General features: G+C 68.1%; 16 protein-coding genes and 1 pseudogene. 10 read left to right on the forward strand and 7 right to left on the reverse strand.

Annotation, left to right across the window (positions count from 1 at the left end; translation table 11 throughout):
• Window positions 1-214 precede the first annotated feature (214 nt).
• Window positions 215-958 (reverse strand): response regulator transcription factor, encoded by a 744-nt coding sequence (locus tag J2W23_RS02950; RefSeq protein ID WP_176658287.1) that lies wholly within the window; start codon window positions 956-958, stop codon window positions 215-217.
• Window positions 955-3,060 (reverse strand): sensor histidine kinase, encoded by a 2,106-nt coding sequence (locus J2W23_RS02955; RefSeq protein ID WP_307647623.1) that lies wholly within the window; start codon window positions 3,058-3,060, stop codon window positions 955-957. Before J2W23_RS02955 ends, J2W23_RS02950 begins: the two co-directional genes overlap by 4 nt.
• Window positions 3,061-3,306: 246 nt before the next feature.
• Here J2W23_RS02955 and J2W23_RS02960 point away from each other — a divergent pair, with 246 nt between their 5' ends.
• The 6 genes from J2W23_RS02960 to J2W23_RS02985 all read left to right on the forward strand — a co-directional run bounded on the left by J2W23_RS02960 (window position 3,307) and on the right by J2W23_RS02985 (window position 8,109).
• Complete coding sequence (locus tag J2W23_RS02960; RefSeq protein WP_307647624.1) at window positions 3,307-4,311, forward strand: Bug family tripartite tricarboxylate transporter substrate binding protein; 1,005 nt, start codon at window positions 3,307-3,309, stop codon at window positions 4,309-4,311.
• 25 nt (window positions 4,312-4,336) lie between these two features.
• Entirely contained in the window at window positions 4,337-5,002 is a 666-nt protein-coding gene (locus J2W23_RS02965) for a response regulator (protein ID WP_307647625.1), read from the forward strand.
• A gap of 9 nt (window positions 5,003-5,011) precedes the next feature.
• Window positions 5,012-6,412, forward strand: a complete 1,401-nt coding sequence (locus tag J2W23_RS02970; RefSeq protein WP_307647626.1) for a sensor histidine kinase — start codon at window positions 5,012-5,014, stop codon at window positions 6,410-6,412.
• 13 nt (window positions 6,413-6,425) lie between these two features.
• On the forward strand, window positions 6,426-7,436 hold the full coding sequence (locus tag J2W23_RS02975) for a tripartite tricarboxylate transporter substrate-binding protein (RefSeq protein ID WP_307647627.1): 1,011 nt from the start codon (window positions 6,426-6,428) through the stop codon (window positions 7,434-7,436).
• A 17-nt stretch (window positions 7,437-7,453) separates the two neighbouring features.
• Window positions 7,454-7,858 carry a DUF6194 family protein gene (locus tag J2W23_RS02980; protein WP_307647628.1) on the forward strand — a complete coding sequence of 135 codons (405 nt, stop codon included), beginning with the start codon at window positions 7,454-7,456 and terminating at the stop codon, window positions 7,856-7,858.
• Between the two features lie 74 nt (window positions 7,859-7,932).
• A complete protein-coding gene (locus tag J2W23_RS02985; RefSeq protein WP_176658294.1) occupies window positions 7,933-8,109 on the forward strand; it encodes a hypothetical protein in 177 nt (58 codons plus the stop codon).
• A gap of 28 nt (window positions 8,110-8,137) precedes the next feature.
• On the opposite strand, the pseudogene J2W23_RS31375 reads toward J2W23_RS02985, so the two are convergent.
• A pseudogene (locus tag J2W23_RS31375) lies at window positions 8,138-8,248 on the reverse strand (ATP-binding protein); the annotation flags it as partial.
• 138 nt (window positions 8,249-8,386) lie between these two features.
• Between J2W23_RS31375 and J2W23_RS02990 the strand changes: the two are divergent.
• Together J2W23_RS02990 and J2W23_RS02995 are read left to right on the forward strand one after the other, a co-directional pair.
• Entirely contained in the window at window positions 8,387-8,644 is a 258-nt protein-coding gene (locus tag J2W23_RS02990) for a hypothetical protein (protein ID WP_176658295.1), read from the forward strand.
• Window positions 8,629-9,087, forward strand: coding sequence for a hypothetical protein (locus tag J2W23_RS02995; RefSeq protein WP_307647629.1), 459 nt, complete (start codon window positions 8,629-8,631; stop codon window positions 9,085-9,087). Before J2W23_RS02990 ends, J2W23_RS02995 begins: the two co-directional genes overlap by 16 nt.
• 48 nt (window positions 9,088-9,135) lie before the next feature.
• Here the strand turns inward: J2W23_RS02995 and J2W23_RS03000 are convergent, their stop codons facing one another.
• Genes J2W23_RS03000 through J2W23_RS03015 form a run of 4 tightly spaced genes read right to left on the reverse strand, consistent with a single transcriptional unit; the run spans window position 9,136 to window position 13,147 of the window.
• Window positions 9,136-10,359: an ROK family transcriptional regulator gene (locus J2W23_RS03000; protein ID WP_307647630.1), complete on the reverse strand. Its 1,224-nt coding sequence runs from the start codon at window positions 10,357-10,359 to the stop codon at window positions 9,136-9,138.
• Window positions 10,352-11,149 carry an ATP-binding cassette domain-containing protein gene (locus J2W23_RS03005; protein ID WP_307647631.1) on the reverse strand — a complete coding sequence of 266 codons (798 nt, stop codon included), beginning with the start codon at window positions 11,147-11,149 and terminating at the stop codon, window positions 10,352-10,354. The genes J2W23_RS03000 and J2W23_RS03005 overlap by 8 nt, the downstream gene beginning before the upstream one ends.
• Entirely contained in the window at window positions 11,149-12,108 is a 960-nt protein-coding gene (locus tag J2W23_RS03010) for an ABC transporter permease (protein WP_176658299.1), read from the reverse strand. Before J2W23_RS03010 ends, J2W23_RS03005 begins: the two co-directional genes overlap by 1 nt.
• 28 nt (window positions 12,109-12,136) lie before the next feature.
• Window positions 12,137-13,147 (reverse strand): sugar ABC transporter substrate-binding protein, encoded by a 1,011-nt coding sequence (locus J2W23_RS03015; protein WP_307647632.1) that lies wholly within the window; start codon window positions 13,145-13,147, stop codon window positions 12,137-12,139.
• Window positions 13,148-13,514: 367 nt separating this feature from the next.
• Here J2W23_RS03015 and aspT (J2W23_RS03020) point away from each other — a divergent pair, with 367 nt between their 5' ends.
• The gene (aspT, locus tag J2W23_RS03020; RefSeq protein ID WP_176658301.1) at window positions 13,515-15,200 is read left to right on the forward strand and encodes an aspartate-alanine antiporter; all 1,686 of its coding nucleotides are present in this window, start codon (window positions 13,515-13,517) and stop codon (window positions 15,198-15,200) included.
• A 19-nt stretch (window positions 15,201-15,219) separates the two neighbouring features.
• Window positions 15,220-16,908, forward strand: a complete 1,689-nt coding sequence (gene aspT, locus J2W23_RS03025; RefSeq protein WP_307647633.1) for an aspartate-alanine antiporter — start codon at window positions 15,220-15,222, stop codon at window positions 16,906-16,908.
• The last annotated feature ends 16 nt before the right edge of the window (window positions 16,909-16,924 follow it).

Below are 16,924 nucleotides of genomic sequence, written 5' to 3' on the forward strand. Positions count from 1 at the left end.
CTTCGAGCGAAATTCTCAAGCTCCCCCCTTTGATTTGCACCTTACTTTTTCTTGCAAACGAAGCCCGCCGTCACCTACGGAAAGCAGTGGTTTTGCCGACGGAAAAGCGGCTTGGCAGGCGCGTGGTGCCACGCGTTCCGGTGGTGCGGTTGTGCTGCAGCCATGCGAGCCGGATGCGCGGGCGAAGGCCCGCCGGTCATCCAACCAGCGGCGCTCAACGCTCGATGCGCACGCTCCCCTGGAAGCTGTAGCCCTCGCCGCGCACCGCGACGATCGGCAGCTTCTCGCCGCTGGCCTGCTCCGCCTTGCGACGCAATCGCGAGACCGTGACATCGAGGTTGCGCTCGTAGGCCTCGAGGCCCGGGCGCCCCATTGCCGCAAGCAGCGTGGCCCGGTCCACCACTTCGCGGGGCCGCTCGATCAGGCACTGGAGCAGTCGCGCTTCCGCGTTGGACAACTGCACGCGCTGACCGGCCGGCGACAGCAGCAACCACGTGGCGCCTTGATAGCGCCAAGGCACCTGCGCGGCGGGTTCGTCGGCCGCATGGGCAGCGGGCTCGCGCATGCCCTGCCCTTGCCCGTGCGTTTCATGGCTGCGCCGCAGCAGGTTGTGCAGCACCATCTCGAGTTCGCGCAGGTTCACCGGCTTGACGAGGTAATAGTCGGCGCCGAGGCCAAGGCCGTGCAGGCGATCGTTCGCCATGCCGCGCGCGGTCAGCATCACGATGCGCATGGCGCTGCGCGATCGCAGCCGCACCAGCACGCTGAATCCGTCTTCGCCCGGCAGGTTGACGTCGCACACCACGGCATCGAAATCCTGTCGCAGCAGTTCCGCATCGAGCCCCTCGGCGCTCTCCAGTCCGCGGGCCAGCATGCCGACACCGCGCAGGTACCGCAGCAGCGTGTCGCGCAGGTCGTCGTCGTCCTCGATGACCAGCACACGAGCCTGGGCGTTCATCTGCAGGCTCCCTGGCCAAGCGCCGGCACATTGTTCGGGCCCCGGATTTCCAACCCCTCGGCACTTCCAAGACAAGGCAGGATCAGGGTCAGCATGGCGCCCTGCCTCGGCCCGTTGGAGGCAGCCACGCTTCCACCGTGAACCGTGGCGATGCGGTGCACCATGTGCAGGCCCAGGCCGATGCCCGGAATGCGCCGGGTGCCGGCCGCGCGATAGAAACGCTCGAAGACATGCGACAGGTCATGCGGCATGAAGCCCGGGCCGTCGTCGCACACCTGGATGCACACGTCCGACACCCCATCGCCTTCCGCAAGGCCGTCGTCGCGGCCGCGCTGGATTCCGGCCCGGACCACAACCGGCGAATGGGGCGGCGCATATTTGATGGCGTTGGTCAGGAGGTTGTCCAGGGCGATGTGCATCAGCGTCTCGTCCGCCAGCACCGGCAATTGGCGCGCATCGAGACGCAAGGAAATGCGCCCGCCACCAACGCCTTCGTTGTGCTCTTCGATCTTCTCGCGCAGGAACTCCGCGAGCTCGATCGGAACCAGGCACAGGTTTTCGCTGGACGCATCGAGCCATTCGTCGGCCAGCAGGGTGTCCACCAGATCGCGCATGCGAAGGACGGTGCGGCTGATCTTCTCGGCTTCCTTCTTGACCTCTTCGCGAACCAGGCCGAGCCGGTCGTCCGCGAGGATCTGCGCCGCGCCGCCGATCGTTCCGAGCGGCGTGCGGAACTCGTGCGACACCATGGCCAGCAGGCCGCGCTGCTCGCGCAGCGCCAGGGCCAGCTGGTCGTGGGTGCGATGGTGCTGCGCGATCTCCTGCCGCAGATCGCGGGTGCTCTCGTTCACGCGCTGCGCCAGCCGCGCGCGATGCCTCAGCGACAGCGCGAGCGCCCGCCGCTCGCGATGGCGCACGCGCCAGCCCAGCGCAAAGAAGAAAGCCATGATGTGGAGGATGCTGCCGAGCGCATAGCTGTACTGGGTGGCCTGCGTGTAGGGCAGCCACTGCAGGTTCTTGGCGAAGTGCACCGCGCCCATCATGAGGTAGACGGCATAGCCGACCAACCCCGGCCAGACATGGATGTTCCGGCGCAGCGCAACGGCGCACATCGGCACGATGCTGGCCGCGAAGAGCAGCCACAGCAGGTTCAGCGGCCGTGCGACGTGCCGGTACCCGCCAGCCAGGGCGATCGCGCAGGCCGCGAAGCAGACGAGCGTCATCACCTGGAACACGCGGTTCATGCGCGGGAACTGCCGCTCCATGTCCAGCAGCACCCTGGCGAATCCGAATGCGGCGGCCGTGTGCAGGCAGACCGAGAAGTTGTGCAGGCGAACGGCGGCCAGCGGATGGTTCTGCAGCCACAGCGACGCCGGCAGGCCCTCCGAGCTCGCGAACACCATGGCGAGCGTGAGGAGGTAGCCGGCATAGGCGATGAACCGCCGGTCGGGCAGCGCAACGCCCATCATCAGGCTGACCACCGCCATCAGCAGGGCCATGCCGACGACGGCCGCGTCGGCGTAGTCGAGCCGCTGCTGCACCTCGGCCAACTCCCGCAGCGGCGAGACACCGCCGGCAAGGCTCAGCGTGCGGTCGCCCGCCAGGCGCACCCAGACCCAGCGCGGCTCGGTATCGCGCAGCTCGGGCAGGCGCGTCGCCGGAATCGACCAGGGCAGTTCGCGTTTCGAACCGGCCCGCATTCCGCCGAGCGCCCGGTGGGTGAACCCACCGCTCGCGCCGCTTTCGGCATCGGGCCACCACACGTCCAGGTAGTCGACATACGGCGCGTTCAGCCGCAACCACCAGCCACCCTCGAGCGGATGTGCGACCTGCCCGGGCGAAGCCTCGATACGGAAGCGCACCCACCAGGCGCCGCGGTCGTAGCCGCCGTTGAAGGTGCCCTTGAGCGTTTGGAATTGCCGGTCGTAAGGCGGCGATGCGACCTGCTCGCGCGTCAGCAGGCCGGAGGGGTCGTGGAAGGCCTGCGAGCGTCCCTCGAGGTTGCGCTCGAGGAAACCCAGTCCCGCATCGAGCTTCAGCGGCTCCACTTGTGCATGGCTCGGCAGGGCCAGGCACGCCAGCAGAAGCAGGGCGAGCCCCACCGTCGCGCGGGTCGCGGCGAGCCTCGACCGAAAATTCGTCAAGCAGGGCGCAAAGAACAAAGTTGCCGTCCGAGTCCTCGAAAGTGCCATCGCTGCGCGACATCGTCGCCGCCGTTTCGCACCGGATTCTGGGGCGCGGTCGCGGAGTTTGCACCTTACTTTTTCTTTCATCCAGCATTGACAGCATTCCGACAGCCACCGCCGGGCACGATGCGGCCTTCCCGAAAAAACCACGGAGACGCATTCATGCACGCCAAGCCTTTTCCCCTGTCCCCCAGCCGCCGCCAGTGGCTGCAATCGGGCGGCGCCCTCGCCCTCGGCGGCCTGTTGCCGGGCCTTGCCGGGGCTCAATCCGCCTGGCCCGGCAAGTCGGTGCGCTTCGTCGTGCCCTTCGCGCCGGGCGGCAGCTCCGAGATCGTTGCGCGCTCCACCGCCGCCGAGCTCTCACGCACGCTCGGCCAGAGCGTCTTCGTCGACAACAAGCCCGGCGCGGCCGGCAACATCGCGATGAGCGAAGTGGCGCGCAGCACCGACCAGCACACGCTGATCCTCGGCCACATCGGCACGCTGGCGGTGAACCCGTACATCTTTGCCAAGCTGCCCTACGACCCGAACAAGGACTTCAAGCCCGTGAGCCTGCTGGCCAAGGTGCCCAGCCTCTACGTGGTGCACCCCGACGTGCCGGCGAAGAACCTGAAGGAGTTCATCGCCTATGCCAAGTCCAAGCCCGGCAAGCTGAGCTACGGCTCCGCGGGCAACGGCAGCGCGGGCCACCTGGCCTTCGAGTACCTGAAGATGACCGCCGACGTATTCATGCTGCACGTGCCCTATCGCGGCACCGGCCCGATGGTGACCGACCTGCTCTCGGGCCGGCTCGACGCCTCGGCCATCGGCGCGGCGGCGATCATTCCTTTCATCAAGGCCGGCAAGGTGCGCTGCATCGCGACGGGCTCGGCCAAGCGCCTCGCGCAACTGCCCGACGTGCCGACCGTTGCCGAGCAAGGCTTCCCGGGCTTCGAGATGACGCAGTGGTACGGCATGCTCGCGCCCGCCAACATCGAGCCCGCGAACCTCGCCAAGCTCTCGGCCGAGACGATGAAGGCGGTGAAGTCGCCCGACTCGATGCAGCGGCTCACCGCCGATGCGGCCGAGGCCGTCGGCGGTACGCCCGAGCAGTTCGCGCAGTTCATTGCGGCGGAACAGGTTCGCTGGCAAAAAGTGATCGCGCGCGCAGGCATCAAGCCTGACTGAGGCTCCAAGGCCCTAGCATCGCGCCATGCGCATCCTGCTGGCCGAAGACGAACACACCCTGGGCACCTGGCTCTGCAAGGCGCTGGAGCATGCGGACATCCAGGTCGAATGGGTGGACGACGGCCGGCTCGCCGACCGTGCGCTGCAGCAGCGCGACCACGACGCGCTGGTGCTCGACCTGGGCCTGCCGGGCATGGACGGCCACACGGTGCTGCAGCGGTTGCGCGAACGCGACCAGCGGCTGCCGGCGCTGATCCTCACGGCGCGCGATTCGCTGAACGAGCGCGTTGCCTCGCTCAATGCGGGCGCGGACGACTTTCTCGCCAAGCCCTTCGCGCTGGCCGAGTTGGAAGCACGGCTGCATGCGCTGGTGCGGCGGGCGCGCGGCGTGGAACATCCGCGCCTTGCGTGCGGGCCGCTGGTGTACGACGGCGCGCGCCGGCAGTTCGTGCTGAACGGCGAGGCGCTCGCGCTTTCGCCGCGCGAACACGCGGTGCTGCGCGTGCTGGTGCAGCGCAGCGGCGAGCCGTTGTCCAAGCAGCAGATCCTGGAGCGGGTGTTTTCCGACGACGAAGAGGTGCACCCCGAAGCGGTCGAGGTGTTCGTCTATCGCCTGCGCAAGCGCCTGGACGGCACAGGCGTGCGCATCGTCACGCTGCGCGGTCTCGGCTACGTATTGGAAGCCGATTAGGTGCGCGCAATGCCGAGCTTCCTGCGCCGCGCGAGCCTCTGGCAGCGGCTCGCGCTGTTGCTGTTCCCCGCCCTGCTGGTGGTGACCGGCCTCGAACTCTGGATGACGCGGCACGACGCGCTCGCCGCCGCCAACGCCGCGTACGACCGCTCGCTGCTGGGCGCGCTCAAGTCCATCGACGCCAACATCTCCACCGCTTCGGGCGGCCTCTCGGTCGAGCTGCCGTACACGATGTTCGAGTTCTTCGAGCTCACCGCGAGCGGCCAGGTGTTCTTTCGGGTGGCGACCTCCGATGGCCTGGTCGAGCTCGGCAGCGCCGACCTGCCCGCGCCGCCCGCCGAACTGAAGATGGGCGTGCCGGCCTTCTACGACGCGACCTACTTCGGCGAGGCCGTGCGGCTCGCGGCCTACCGGCGCGACCTCGACCGCGCGCCGGCGGGCAGCACCGGGCGCAGCGTGCTGATCCAGGTCGGCGAGAGCACGCGATCGCGGCAGGAGTTCACGGCGCGCTTCGTGCGCAGCGCCGCATTGCGCGACGGACTGGTGCTGGCGCTGCTGCTGTGCGGCACCGCCATCGCGCTCGCCGCAGCGTTGCGGCCGTTGTCGCGGCTCGCGCGCGAGGTCGAGGCGCGCACGCCCGACGACCTGACGCGCATTGCCGGGACCGACCTGCCCGCCGAGGTGCGCCCGCTGGTGGATGCGGTCAACCAGCAGATGTCGCGCACGCAGGACCTCGTGACGCAGCAGCGCCAGTTCCTGGACGATGCCTCGCACCAGCTGCGCACGCACCTCACCACGCTGCAGATGCAGGCCGACTACGCCCGGCGCGAGGAAGACCCGGCGCAGGTGCGCGCCGCGCTCGATGCGCTCGGCACCGAGATCGGCCGCGCCACGCGCAGCGCACAGCAACTGCTTGCGCTGGGTCGCAGCGACACGGTGGCGGTCGAGCCGGCGGAGTTCGACCTCGCGGCGCTGCTGCGCGAAGTGGCGGTCGACCTGCTGCCGCTCGCGCGTGCCAAGCGCATCGACCTGGGCATCCACGCGCCCGCGCCCGAGTTTTTTGCGATCGCGGACCGGGGGCTGCTGCGCGAGGCCTTGAGCAACCTCGTGGCGAACGCGATCGCCTACACGCCGGCCGAAGGAACCATCACCCTCTTCGCGGCCGGCGATGCCGCGGGCTGGAGCCTCAACGTCGAGGACAACGGCCCGGGCCTCGGCGACGAAGAGCGTGCCGCGCTGGGCCAGCGCTTTCGCCGTGGCGCGCGCGCGGGCAAAGGCGGCTTCGGCCTCGGGCTGGCGATTGCGCGCTCGATCGCGCAGCGGCACCGGGGCGAATTGCGGCTCGAAGCACGCGAAGTCGGCACGGGGCTGCATGCGATCATCTGGTGGCCCCGGCCGGTCGCCAGCTAGCGGCGCACATCCGATGCAGTCTCCCCTCTTCACCCGACGCGTTGCGCTTCGCGCGTTGCCCGCGCTGCTCCTGCCCGGCATCGCCACGGCGCAGGCCGGCGACCCGTCGTTGGCCGCGGCCGATTGCGTGATTCCCGCCAAGGCCGGCGGCGGCTTCGAACTCACCTGCGCCCTTGCGCGCGATGCGCTGCAGGCGGTGCGCCCTTCGCGCCCGCCGCTTGGCCAGCGCTACCTGCCGGGCGGCATCGGCGCGGTCGCCTTCGACCGCATCGCCACCGGCCAGCTCGGCGGCGCGGGAACGCTGGTTGCGTTTTCCAGCGGCTCGCTGCTCAATCTTGCGCAGGGCCGCTTCGGCCCGCATCCGCCGTCGGCCGTGCGCTGGATCGCCACGCTCGGCACCGACTACGGCGTGATCGCCGTGCACCGCGACTCGCCCCACAGGCGCCTGCAGGACCTGGTCGCGGCCCTGCGGCAAGACCCGTCGCGCATGACCTTCGGCGCGGGCGGCACGGTCGGCAGCCAGGACTGGGTGAAGGCCGCGCTGCTGGTGCGCGCCGCGGGCCGCGACCACAAGGCGATGCGTTTTGTCTCCTTCGAAGGCGGTGGCGATGCGCTGGGTGCCTTGCAGGGCAAGCACGTCGACGTGTTCCCCGGCGATGCGGCCGAGGCGCTGCAGGCCATCGCGGGCGGCGCGGCGGTGCGCCTCCTGGCCGTGCTGTCGGAAACGCGGCTGGGCGGCGCGCTCACCGGCGTGCCGACCGCGCGCGAGCAAGGCGTGGACATCGTCTGGCCGACCGTGCGCGGCCTGTACCTGAGCGCCAACGTGGCCGACGCCGCCGCGCGCGCGTGGAGCGCCGCATTCGCCGAAGCCACGGCCGCGCCGGGCTACGCGGCGCTGCGCGAACGGCACAGCCTTTATCCTTTCGCGCTCACCGGCGCCGCACTCGACGACTACGTGCAGGCCCGCATCAAGACCTACCAGGCGCTCGCGGACGAACTCGGCCTTCGCCGCTGGAAGCGCTGAACCCACACCCATTTGCCATGACCGAAGACGACATCACCCAGCACATCATCGACTCGCTCGGCGGCGGCCATTTCGAAGTGGCCGACGACAACACCTTCTTCTTTCATGGCGCGGACAACAAGTTTCCCTTCGCGACCATCGTGACGAAGGACAACGAGTTCGACAACGCCTCGAAACTGGACCGCCCGGGCGTCTTCCGCCTCAACATCGGCGTCGGCAAGGAAACCTTCCGCGCGCTGTTCGGCGAAGAGGAGCAGACGGGCATCGACTACACCGCGCTCGACCGGCTGATGCCGCACCCCATCTACGGAAAGATGCACTGGGTGAGCGTGATCAACCCGGGCGCGAAGACCTTCGAGTCCGTGAAGCCGTTGCTCGTGGAAGCCCGCAGCCTGCTGGCCTCACGTGACAAGGACAAATAATCTGTCGCCAACGCCGACCTTCGACAGGCGCTTCGTCCCACATTCAGCATGCTGCCGGCGTCCAACCTGCATTCATGACTGACCCACGCAATGTCGCGCACGACAAAAAAGTGCAACAGGAAAAGAAACACAACGGCGAGGAGATCGCACCCGGGGCCATCCATGCGCCTCAGCCTGGCCAGAAGCCCGCCCTGAAGCATGACGATGTAGAGCCGGACACGCCCAAGAACGATACGCCGGGGTCTGCCTGATCCCTCGGCGAGAAAGCCGCGAGAAAGTTCAGCGGGGGATGCGGACCGTGAAGGTCGTGCCCTCGGCCTCAGTCGAAGAGACATCGATCGAGCCACCATGCGACAAGGCAGTCTCGCGCGCAATGAAGAGCCCCAGGCCGAGGCTCGTGCGCGGCCCCGATGCGCCTTGTCCGCGGCGTTTTCGAGCCGGATTCCGTCACGGCACATGGCGCAGGCCTACAGCGATGCCCGGCGCATGCCACCAAGAATGGCCGCACACCCACTCGGAGCTTCAGCCATGAGCCTGGAAGAGACAGTCGACAAGTTCAAGCAAGTAGACGCCGCGCGCGCCGACTATCCCGGCGAGCATCTGGTCGTGCTCGGCGCCGGCGTGCTGCTGTTGCTGGCGGCGGGCCGCAGCCGCTCGTTCCTGCTGCGCATCGCCGCTGGCGCAGCCGGCGGCGCGCTGATCGGGCGGGCCGCGAGCGGCACCGGTGGCATCTCGAAGCTGGCGGGCGCCTTGCAATCCGGAGGCTGGGCATGGCCGCGACGCTGAACCCGGGAGCCGATGAGCACCCATCCGGCTCTTCCCTCTTCGGGCCCCAACGGTACTGGGCACCCTGCCTGGCCGTGGCGCTGGTGGCGGTGTCTCTCTTTTATGTGACGTTGAAAGACCTGGTGCGCGAACACGCGGCGCGTGCGACCCCCTCGCCGCCGGCGGTCATGCAGGCCTATGTCGAGGCCAAGGGTACGGCGGCACGCTCGCCCGAAAAGCAAGCGCCGCAGGCCCCGCTGACGCCTTACCGCGCACCGCGGGTAGACACGGCCGTCGAGGCCCCCGCAGAGCCGCAGGCCAAGGCCGCGCCCGCCTTCGTCGAGGTGCAGAAATGCGTCATGCCCGAGGGCGATGCTGTCTATTCCGACAGCCCCTGCCCCGAGGGTGCAAGCGCGAGCACGCTGAGGTTGCCGCGCAACCTGCACGCGGCGGCGAGGTTGTGATCGACCGATGAAGTGAAGCCGGTCGGCGCGCCCGGACGACAGCCCCGCTCAGGCCGCCTTCAGAAACACATCGTGGTCCGGCGCGAAGTTGGCGTGCAGCGGCAGCATCGCGCCACCTAGCGCACATGCCTGCGCACCTACCCTGCCTCCATGCAACTGCGGCGGCCACAGGCCCTCCCAGTTGCACTGCGCCAGCGCGGCGCGGGTCTGATCGATCAAGGCCTGAAGCAGCGCGCGCGACATCGAACCATCCATCACCACGTCGGCGAGGTCGAGCACCGCGGTGCCGCTCACGATCGCGTGCGCCAGCGCCAGCGATGCGGAGCCGAGCCAGGCCTGCGTCGCGGCGGCGAACGGGGGCTGCAATGCGCGGTCGTCGTAGGCGGCCGTGGGGTCGAGCCCTTCGCCTTGCAGGCGCTGCTCCAGCTCCCACAGCGAGGCCTCGGCCATCACCTGCGGCGGCAGCGCGCCATCGGCCCGCACCGACTGCATCGGCAACGAAGCCAGCGCCCCCGCGTTGCTGTGGGCGCCCGTGTGCAGATGCGAGTTGATGACCAGCCCGCCGCCCACGAAGGTGTCCACGAAGATGTAGAGAAAGCTCTTCAGGTCGTGCCCGCGCCCGCCGACCAGTTCGGCCGCGCAGGCCGCGACCGTGTCGCGCGCAAAGCTCACCGGCACCTCGGTGCGCGCCCGCACTTCGGCCAGCAGGTCCATCTGGTTCCATTCGTCCGACTGCGCTTTCGAAAGACCCAGCGTGCGATGCCAGCCGCCGAGGAGGAACGGCGCGGCCAGCCCCGCGCCCACGTTGCGCACGGCCAGCGCCCCCAACCCGTCGCGCAGCCGGTGAATGTGCTCGGCGATCGCCGGCAGCAGCGCATTCGCATCGGGAAAGTCGTAGCTCATCGCATGGCGCTCGCGCACCTGCGCGGTGAAGTCGATCAACAGCCACTCCGCGCCGCGCCGCCCCACCTTGATGCCGATGGCGAAGGCGCCGTCGGGGTTCAGCGCCAACGGCACCGAGGGCTGCCCGATGCGCCCGCGCACCCGGCTCTGCTTGACGATGAGCTGGTCTTCCTCGAGCCGCGCGGTGATGAGCCCGATGGTCTGTGCGCTCAGTCCCGTGAACCGCGCAAGGTCGGCCTTGGGCAGGCTCGTGTGCACGCGCAGCGCCTGCAGCACCACGCGCTCGTTGAACTGGCGCATGCCGACCTGATTGGAACCGCGCGGGCGCAGCAGGTCGGGCGAGCGCACAGAAACTTCTGCATCAGGCATGCGCCTCCGCGGGCAGCTGGTCGGCAGTCATGGCGCCGGTCATCACGGCCACCGTGTCGCTCATGCTGATCTTCCTGGGGTTCAGCACGGCTGCGCGCTTGCCCAGCCGCGCGACGTGGATGCGGTCGGCCACCTCGAACACGTGCGGCATGTTGTGGCTGATGAGCACCACCGGCAGGCCCCGGTCGCGCACGCGGCGGATGAGTTCGAGCACCATGTTGCCCTCCTTCACGCCGAGTGCCGCGGTGGGTTCGTCCATGATGACCACGTGCCGCGCGAAGGCGGCGCTGCGTGCCACCGCCACGCACTGGCGCTGGCCGCCGGAAAGCGTTTCGACCGCCTGCGTCATCGACTGGATGCCGACCTTCAGGTCCGCCATGCGGGCGGCGCTTTCCTGCAGCATCTTCTTCTTGTCGAGCATGCGCAGCACGTTGCCGAGGAACCCGGGGCGGCGCAGTTCGCGGCCGAGGAACAGGTTCTCGTAGATGGTCATGGCAGGTGCCACGGCCAGGTCTTGATAGACCGTCTCGATGCCCGCGCGCCGCGCATCGAGCGGATTGCGAAAGTGCACCGGCGCGCCGTCGAGCAGGATCTCGCCCTCGTCGGGAATGGTCGCGCCCGAGAGCGCCTTGATGAGCGAGGACTTGCCCGCGCCGTTGTCGCCGATCACCGCGAGGATTTCTCCTTCGCGCAGTTCGAAATCGACGCCGTCGAGCGCGGTGACCTGGCCGTAGCGCTTCACGAGGCCCTTGGCCTGCATGACGATCTTTGGGTTGGTTCCCGCGTTCATCAGCGTGCCCCCTTGCGCGAGAGTTGGTCGGCAGCCACCGCCAGGATCACGAGCACGCCCGTCACCAGCACCTGGTAGATCGACGACACGCCCATCAGCGTGAGCCCGTTGCGGAACACGCCCACGATCAGCACGCCGATCAGCGAGCCCAGCACGATGCCGCGTCCGCCGAAGAGGCTGGTGCCGCCGAGCACCACGGCCGTGATGGCGTCCAGGTTCTCGGTTTGCCCTGCATTCGGATCGCCCACGCCGGTGCGCGCCACCGACAGCAGCGAGGCAATGCCGTAGAGCACGCCCGCCGCCACGTACACGCCCAGCAGCACGCGCTGGGTCGGGATGCCGACCAGCCGCGTGGCCTCGGCGTTGTTGCCGACCGCATAGATGTGGCGGCCCGCGCCGGTCTCGCGCAGCACGAACCACGCGAGGCCGTAGAGCGCCACCATCAGCACCGAGCCCCACGCCACTTCGGCGCTGCCGATGGCGAAGGTGGTGCCCAGACCGGTGAGGCCGGCGGGCAGGTCGGTGATGGTCTGCGACGACGAATAGAGCTGCGTGATGGCGAACGCGATGTTCAGGGTGCCCAGCGTCACGATGAAGGGCGGCAGCTTGATGCGCGTGACCAAGAGGCCGTTGATGAGCCCGAAGAGCGTCGTCACCCCGATGCCGCAGAGGATGGCGATCGGCACCGGCATGCCCAGCTCGGTGGCGAACTTGGTCATGATGATCCCGCCCAGCGCCATCACCATGCCGCACGACAGGTCGATGCCGGCGGTGAGGATGATCAGCGTCTGGCCGATGGCGATCACGCCGACCACCATCACCTGCTGCAGGATGAGCGACAGGTTCTCGCCGGTCAGGAACCGGTCGGACTGGGTCGCAAAGAAGATGCATGCGCCGAGCAGGGCCAGCCACGGCCCCAGGGCGCCCCACGGGATGTGGTGCGTTGCGGATTTCGCCATCGATATGCCTCCCTGGAGCTGCCTCTGTTTACTTCTTGCCCCAGCACAGCTCGGCGCCGGTCTTGGTGTCCTTGCTCTCGACGCCCGCTACGCTCTTGCCGGCGATCAGCGTGACGCCGGTATCGACGTAGCCCGACGCCTTCTTGCCGGTCTTGGCGAACTCGACGCCCGCCGCCACGCCCATCGCGGCCATCTTCAGCGGGTACTGCTGCGAGGTCGCGGCGATGATGCCGGCGTTGGTGTCCTTGATGCCCTGGCAGCCACCGTCCACCGAGACGATCATCACGCCCTTCTCCTTGCCCGCGCGCTTGAGCGCGTTGTAGGCACCGGCCGCGGCGGGCTCGTTGATGGTGTAGACCAGGTTCACGTCGGGTGCCTTCTGCAGGCAGTTCTCCATCGCGGTCTGCGCCTTGGCCTGGTCGCCGAAGCTGTCGGCCATGCAGACGATCTCGGGCGCCTTGGAGAGCTCGTTCGACTTGGCATCGTTCGCAGCCAGCCCGAAGCCCTTCATGAAGCCGTTGTGGCGTTGCGCACCGACCGGGTGGCCCGGCAGCAGGTCGAGCGCGACGATCTTGGGCGTCTTGCCGGCCATCGCGGCCTTGGCGTATTCGCCGATCAGAACGCCCGCGGTGTAGTTGTTGGTGGCGAAGAGCGCGTCGGTCGCATCCGGCGGATCGGCCGGGCTGTCGAGCGCGATCACCATGATCCCCTTGTCGCGCGCCTTCTTGATCGCCGGCACGATGGCCTTGGCGTCGCTCGGCGTGATGAGGATGGTCTTGGCGCCGGCCGCGATCATGTTTTCCATTGCGGTGATCTGGCCCGCGTTGTCGCCGTCGGCCTTGCCCGCGCCCGAAAGCAGCTTGGCGCCGAGCTTCTTGGCTTCTTCCTGCGCCCCCTCTTTCATCTTCACGAAGAAGGGGTTGGTCTCGGTCTTGGTGACCAGGCCGATGACCGGCTCGCCGGCGGCGAAAGCCGACGATGCGGCGACGGAGAGGATGGCGACGGCCAGGGCCGAACGACGGCTGCGCGAACTGAACATGGGTGTGTCTCCTTGGCAGGCGATGTGCCTGTGTCTTGTTGAACGGGGGCAACTATGGTTCAGCGAGCCGACTAAATCAAGTGCCTGTAGTTATCGGAAACCCGGAGGCGGTTTCGTGCGCACTCCCGAAAGCATTCAATTCGTCGAATTGCCGCGCTATAGCGAGAACCGGCTATCTGCAATTAAAACAATAGGCCTATCGTTTTAATTGCCGCCGCAGTTTTTCGTAATTGCCGCATGTTTTTACAATTATTTCCGATGTTGATTTATCGTGACCGGCGACAAGAGATCCGGTGTTCCAAATCCATAGGTACAAAGCTCTCGCTTTCATGAATCCAGCATTGACCGCCAAGGGAAACTACCCGTAATGGATGGCTTGACCGGTATCTTGAGGAGCCAGCCCGAAATCGCACTTTTCCTCGTGCTCGCCATTGGCTATGCGGTCGGCCAAATCCGTTTCGGCCCGATCCAGCTCGGCGGCATTTGCGGCACCCTGATTGCCGCGCTCGTGGTGGGCCAGTTGGGCATCAAGCTCGACGACAGCGTGAAGAACGTGTTCTTCATGCTGTTCATCTTTGCGCTCGGCTATGCGGGCGGGCCGCAATTCTTTGCCAACCTCGATGCCAAGGGTTTGCGGCTGGGGCTGTTGTGCCTGGTCGAGGTGGTCACCGTGCTCGCGCTGGTGCTCGGCGCCACCGCGGTCCTCTCGCTCGACCAGGGCACCGCCGCGGGCCTGATGGCGGGCGCGGCCACCGAATCGGCCGTGGTGGGCACGGCGACCGACGCGATCTCCAAGCTCGCGCTGCCGCTTGCCGACATCCAGCAGTTGCAGGCCAACGTGGTCACCGCCTACTCCATCACCTACGTGTTCGGCCTGATCGCCATCGTGGTCGCGACGAGCCAGATTTTTCCGCTGCTGCTGCGCGTCGACCTGCGCGCCGAGGCCGACAGGCTCTGGAAGACGATGGGCGGCGGCGACGAAAACCCCGCCGCGGCCAGCGCCACGCCCGAGATGGTCGGCCGCGTGTTCCTCGTGACGGTGGGCCGCGGGCGGACGGTGGGCGAGCTGATGTCGATCCTCGGCGGCCACGCCAGCATCGAACGCGTGGTGCGACGCGGGCAACAGCTCAACGTCGAGCCCGCGCTGCGGCTGCAGGCCTACGACCAGGTGCTGGCCATCGGGCGGCGCAGCATGCTGGTGAACGTGGCCGAGCTGCTGGGCCGGGAGTTCGCCGACACCACCGCCTTCGATGCCGTCGTCGAGACCACCGAGGTTGTGGTCAACCGGCGCGAGTGGTTCGGCCGAGGCCTGCGCGCGCTCGATGCGCAACTGCCGCCCGCCGTGCAGATCGTGGGCCTTTCGCGCGACGGCCATGTCATGCCGCTCCTGCACGAGGTGAAGCTGCAGCGCGGCGACGTGCTCAGGCTCTACGGACCGGCCGACGATGTGGCGCGCACCCTGCCGCTGGTCGGCGACCGCGTCGTCGCATCGACCCGCAGCAACATCAGCTACGCGGCGATGGGCATCCTGCTGGGCGTGTTCATTGGCGGCTTCAGCGTGAAGCTGGGCGGCATTCCGTTCTCGCTCGGCACCGGCGGCGGCGCGCTGGTCACGGGCCTGGCCTTCGGCTGGTACCAGTCGAAGAACCCGCACCGCCTGAGCGTGCCGCCCGATGCGCTCGCGCTGATGAAAGACCTGGGCCTCGCGACCTTCATCGCCTGCGTCGGCCTGGCCTCGGGGCCGCAGGCGATCGCGCTCGTCAAGAAATTCGGTGTCGCGCTGCCGCTGGTGGGCGTGGCCGTGGCGGTGGTGCCGGCCACGATCTCGCTCTTCGTCGGCCGTCGCCTGCTCAAGCTCGAGGCGCCGGTGCTGCTGGGCGCCATCGCGGGCCAGCAGTGCAGCACGCCGGCGCTCAGCGCGGTGCAGAACGCGGCGGGCAATGCGACGCCACTGCTGGGCTACACGATCACCTATGCCATCTCGAACGTGGTGCTGCCGCTGATGGGTCCGCTGATCGTGGCGCTCGCGGGACTGGTGCATGCAGCGAAATGACCTGAAAGGACCTTGACCTATGGAATGGCTCCATGACCTCTTCAAGAAGTCGCCCGAGATGGCGCTCTTCCTGTCGCTCGCGGTCGGCTACTGGATCGGCAAGATCAAGTTCGGCAAGTTCCAGCTCGGCGGCGTGGCGGGCTCGCTGCTGGTCGCGGTGATCGTGAGCCAGGTGGGCGTGCAGATCGACGGCGGCGTGAAGGCGGTGCTGTTCGCGCTCTTCATCTACGCGGTGGGCTTCGAGAGTGGGCCGCAGTTCTTCAGTTCGCTGGGCAAGCAGTCGGTGAAAGAAATCATCCTGGCCGCAGTGATGGCTGCCACCGGCCTTGCGACGGTGGTGGTCATGGCCAAGTTGTGCGGGCTTGACAAGGGCCTGGCCGCAGGCGTGGCGGCGGGCGGACTCACGCAGTCGGCCATCATCGGCACGGCGGGCGATGCCATCGGCAAGCTCGGACTCGCCGCGGCCGAGACCGCGCGGCTGCAGGCCAACGTGGCCATCGGCTATGCGGTGACCTACGTGTTCGGCTCCTTCGGCGCGATCATTGTCTGCGTCAACATCCTGCCGAAATTCATGGGCCGCACGATCCGCGACGACGCCATCGCGGCCGAGACGGCGCAGCAGGCCGGCGTGAAGGTGCTCGGCGCCGACCAGGAAGAAGCAGCGCCTTCGCTGGTGGGCCGCATCTACGAACTCACCACCGACCCGCAGCGCACGGTGGCCGACATCGAGAACGCGAACCCCGCGACCACCATCACCATCGAGCGTGTGAAGCGCGACGGCAAGTTCATCGAGGTGAGCCCCACGCTCGCGCTGCGGCGCGGCGACACCGTGCTCGCGGTCGGCCGGCGCGATGCGGTGGTGGCCAGCGCGCCGCTGCTCGGCAAGGAAGTCTTCGCGGTCGACGGCATGGAGCTCACGCTGGAGAAGCGTGAGATCATGCTCACCAACAAGGAATTCGGCGGCAAGACGGTGGACCAGATTCGCCAGCTCACCGCCGGCGGCGTGCGCCACGGCATCTTCGTGACGGGCTTGAGCCGCATGGGCAAGGCACTGCCGATGCAGCCCGGCACCGTGGTGCAGGCCGGCGACCTGGTGTCGATCTTCGGCGCCGAGCAGGACGTGAAGCGCGTGGCCGCCCTCGTCGGCGACGTGATCGTGCCGAGCGCGAAGACCGACTTCGTGTACCTGGGCGCGGGCCTGGTGGTCGGCCTCCTGGTGGGCCTCCTGAGCGTGAAGATCGGCAACATCCCGCTCACGCTCGGCGCGGGCGGCGGCGCGCTGCTCGCGGGCCTGCTCTTCGGCTGGTATCGCGCGAAGCGCCAGACCTTCGGCGCCCTGCCGAACGCCGCGGTGCAGTTGCTCAAGGACCTGGGCCTGGCCGGCTTCGTGGTGGTGGTGGGCCTGTCGTCGGGTCTGCAGGCAGTGGAGACCATCAAGCAACTGGGCCTCACGATCTTCGGCGTGGGCGTGGTCGTGACCATCGTGCCGATGCTCTTGACCATGCTGTTCGGCAAGTACGTGCTGCGCTACGACAACACGGCCGTCTTCGCGGGCGCGCTGAGCGGTTCGCGCAGCGCCAACCCGGCGTTCGGCGAGGTGCTGGGCAAGGCGGAGAACTCGATTCCCACCGTGCCCTTTGCCATCACCTATGCGCTGGCCAATGTGTTCCTCACGCTGCTCGGCCCGCTGATCGTCGCGCTCGTCTGAGCGGCCCCTCTTTTCT

The organism is Variovorax boronicumulans, assembly GCF_030812215.1.
GTDB classification, from domain to species: Bacteria; Pseudomonadota; Gammaproteobacteria; order Burkholderiales; family Burkholderiaceae_C; genus Variovorax; species Variovorax boronicumulans_C.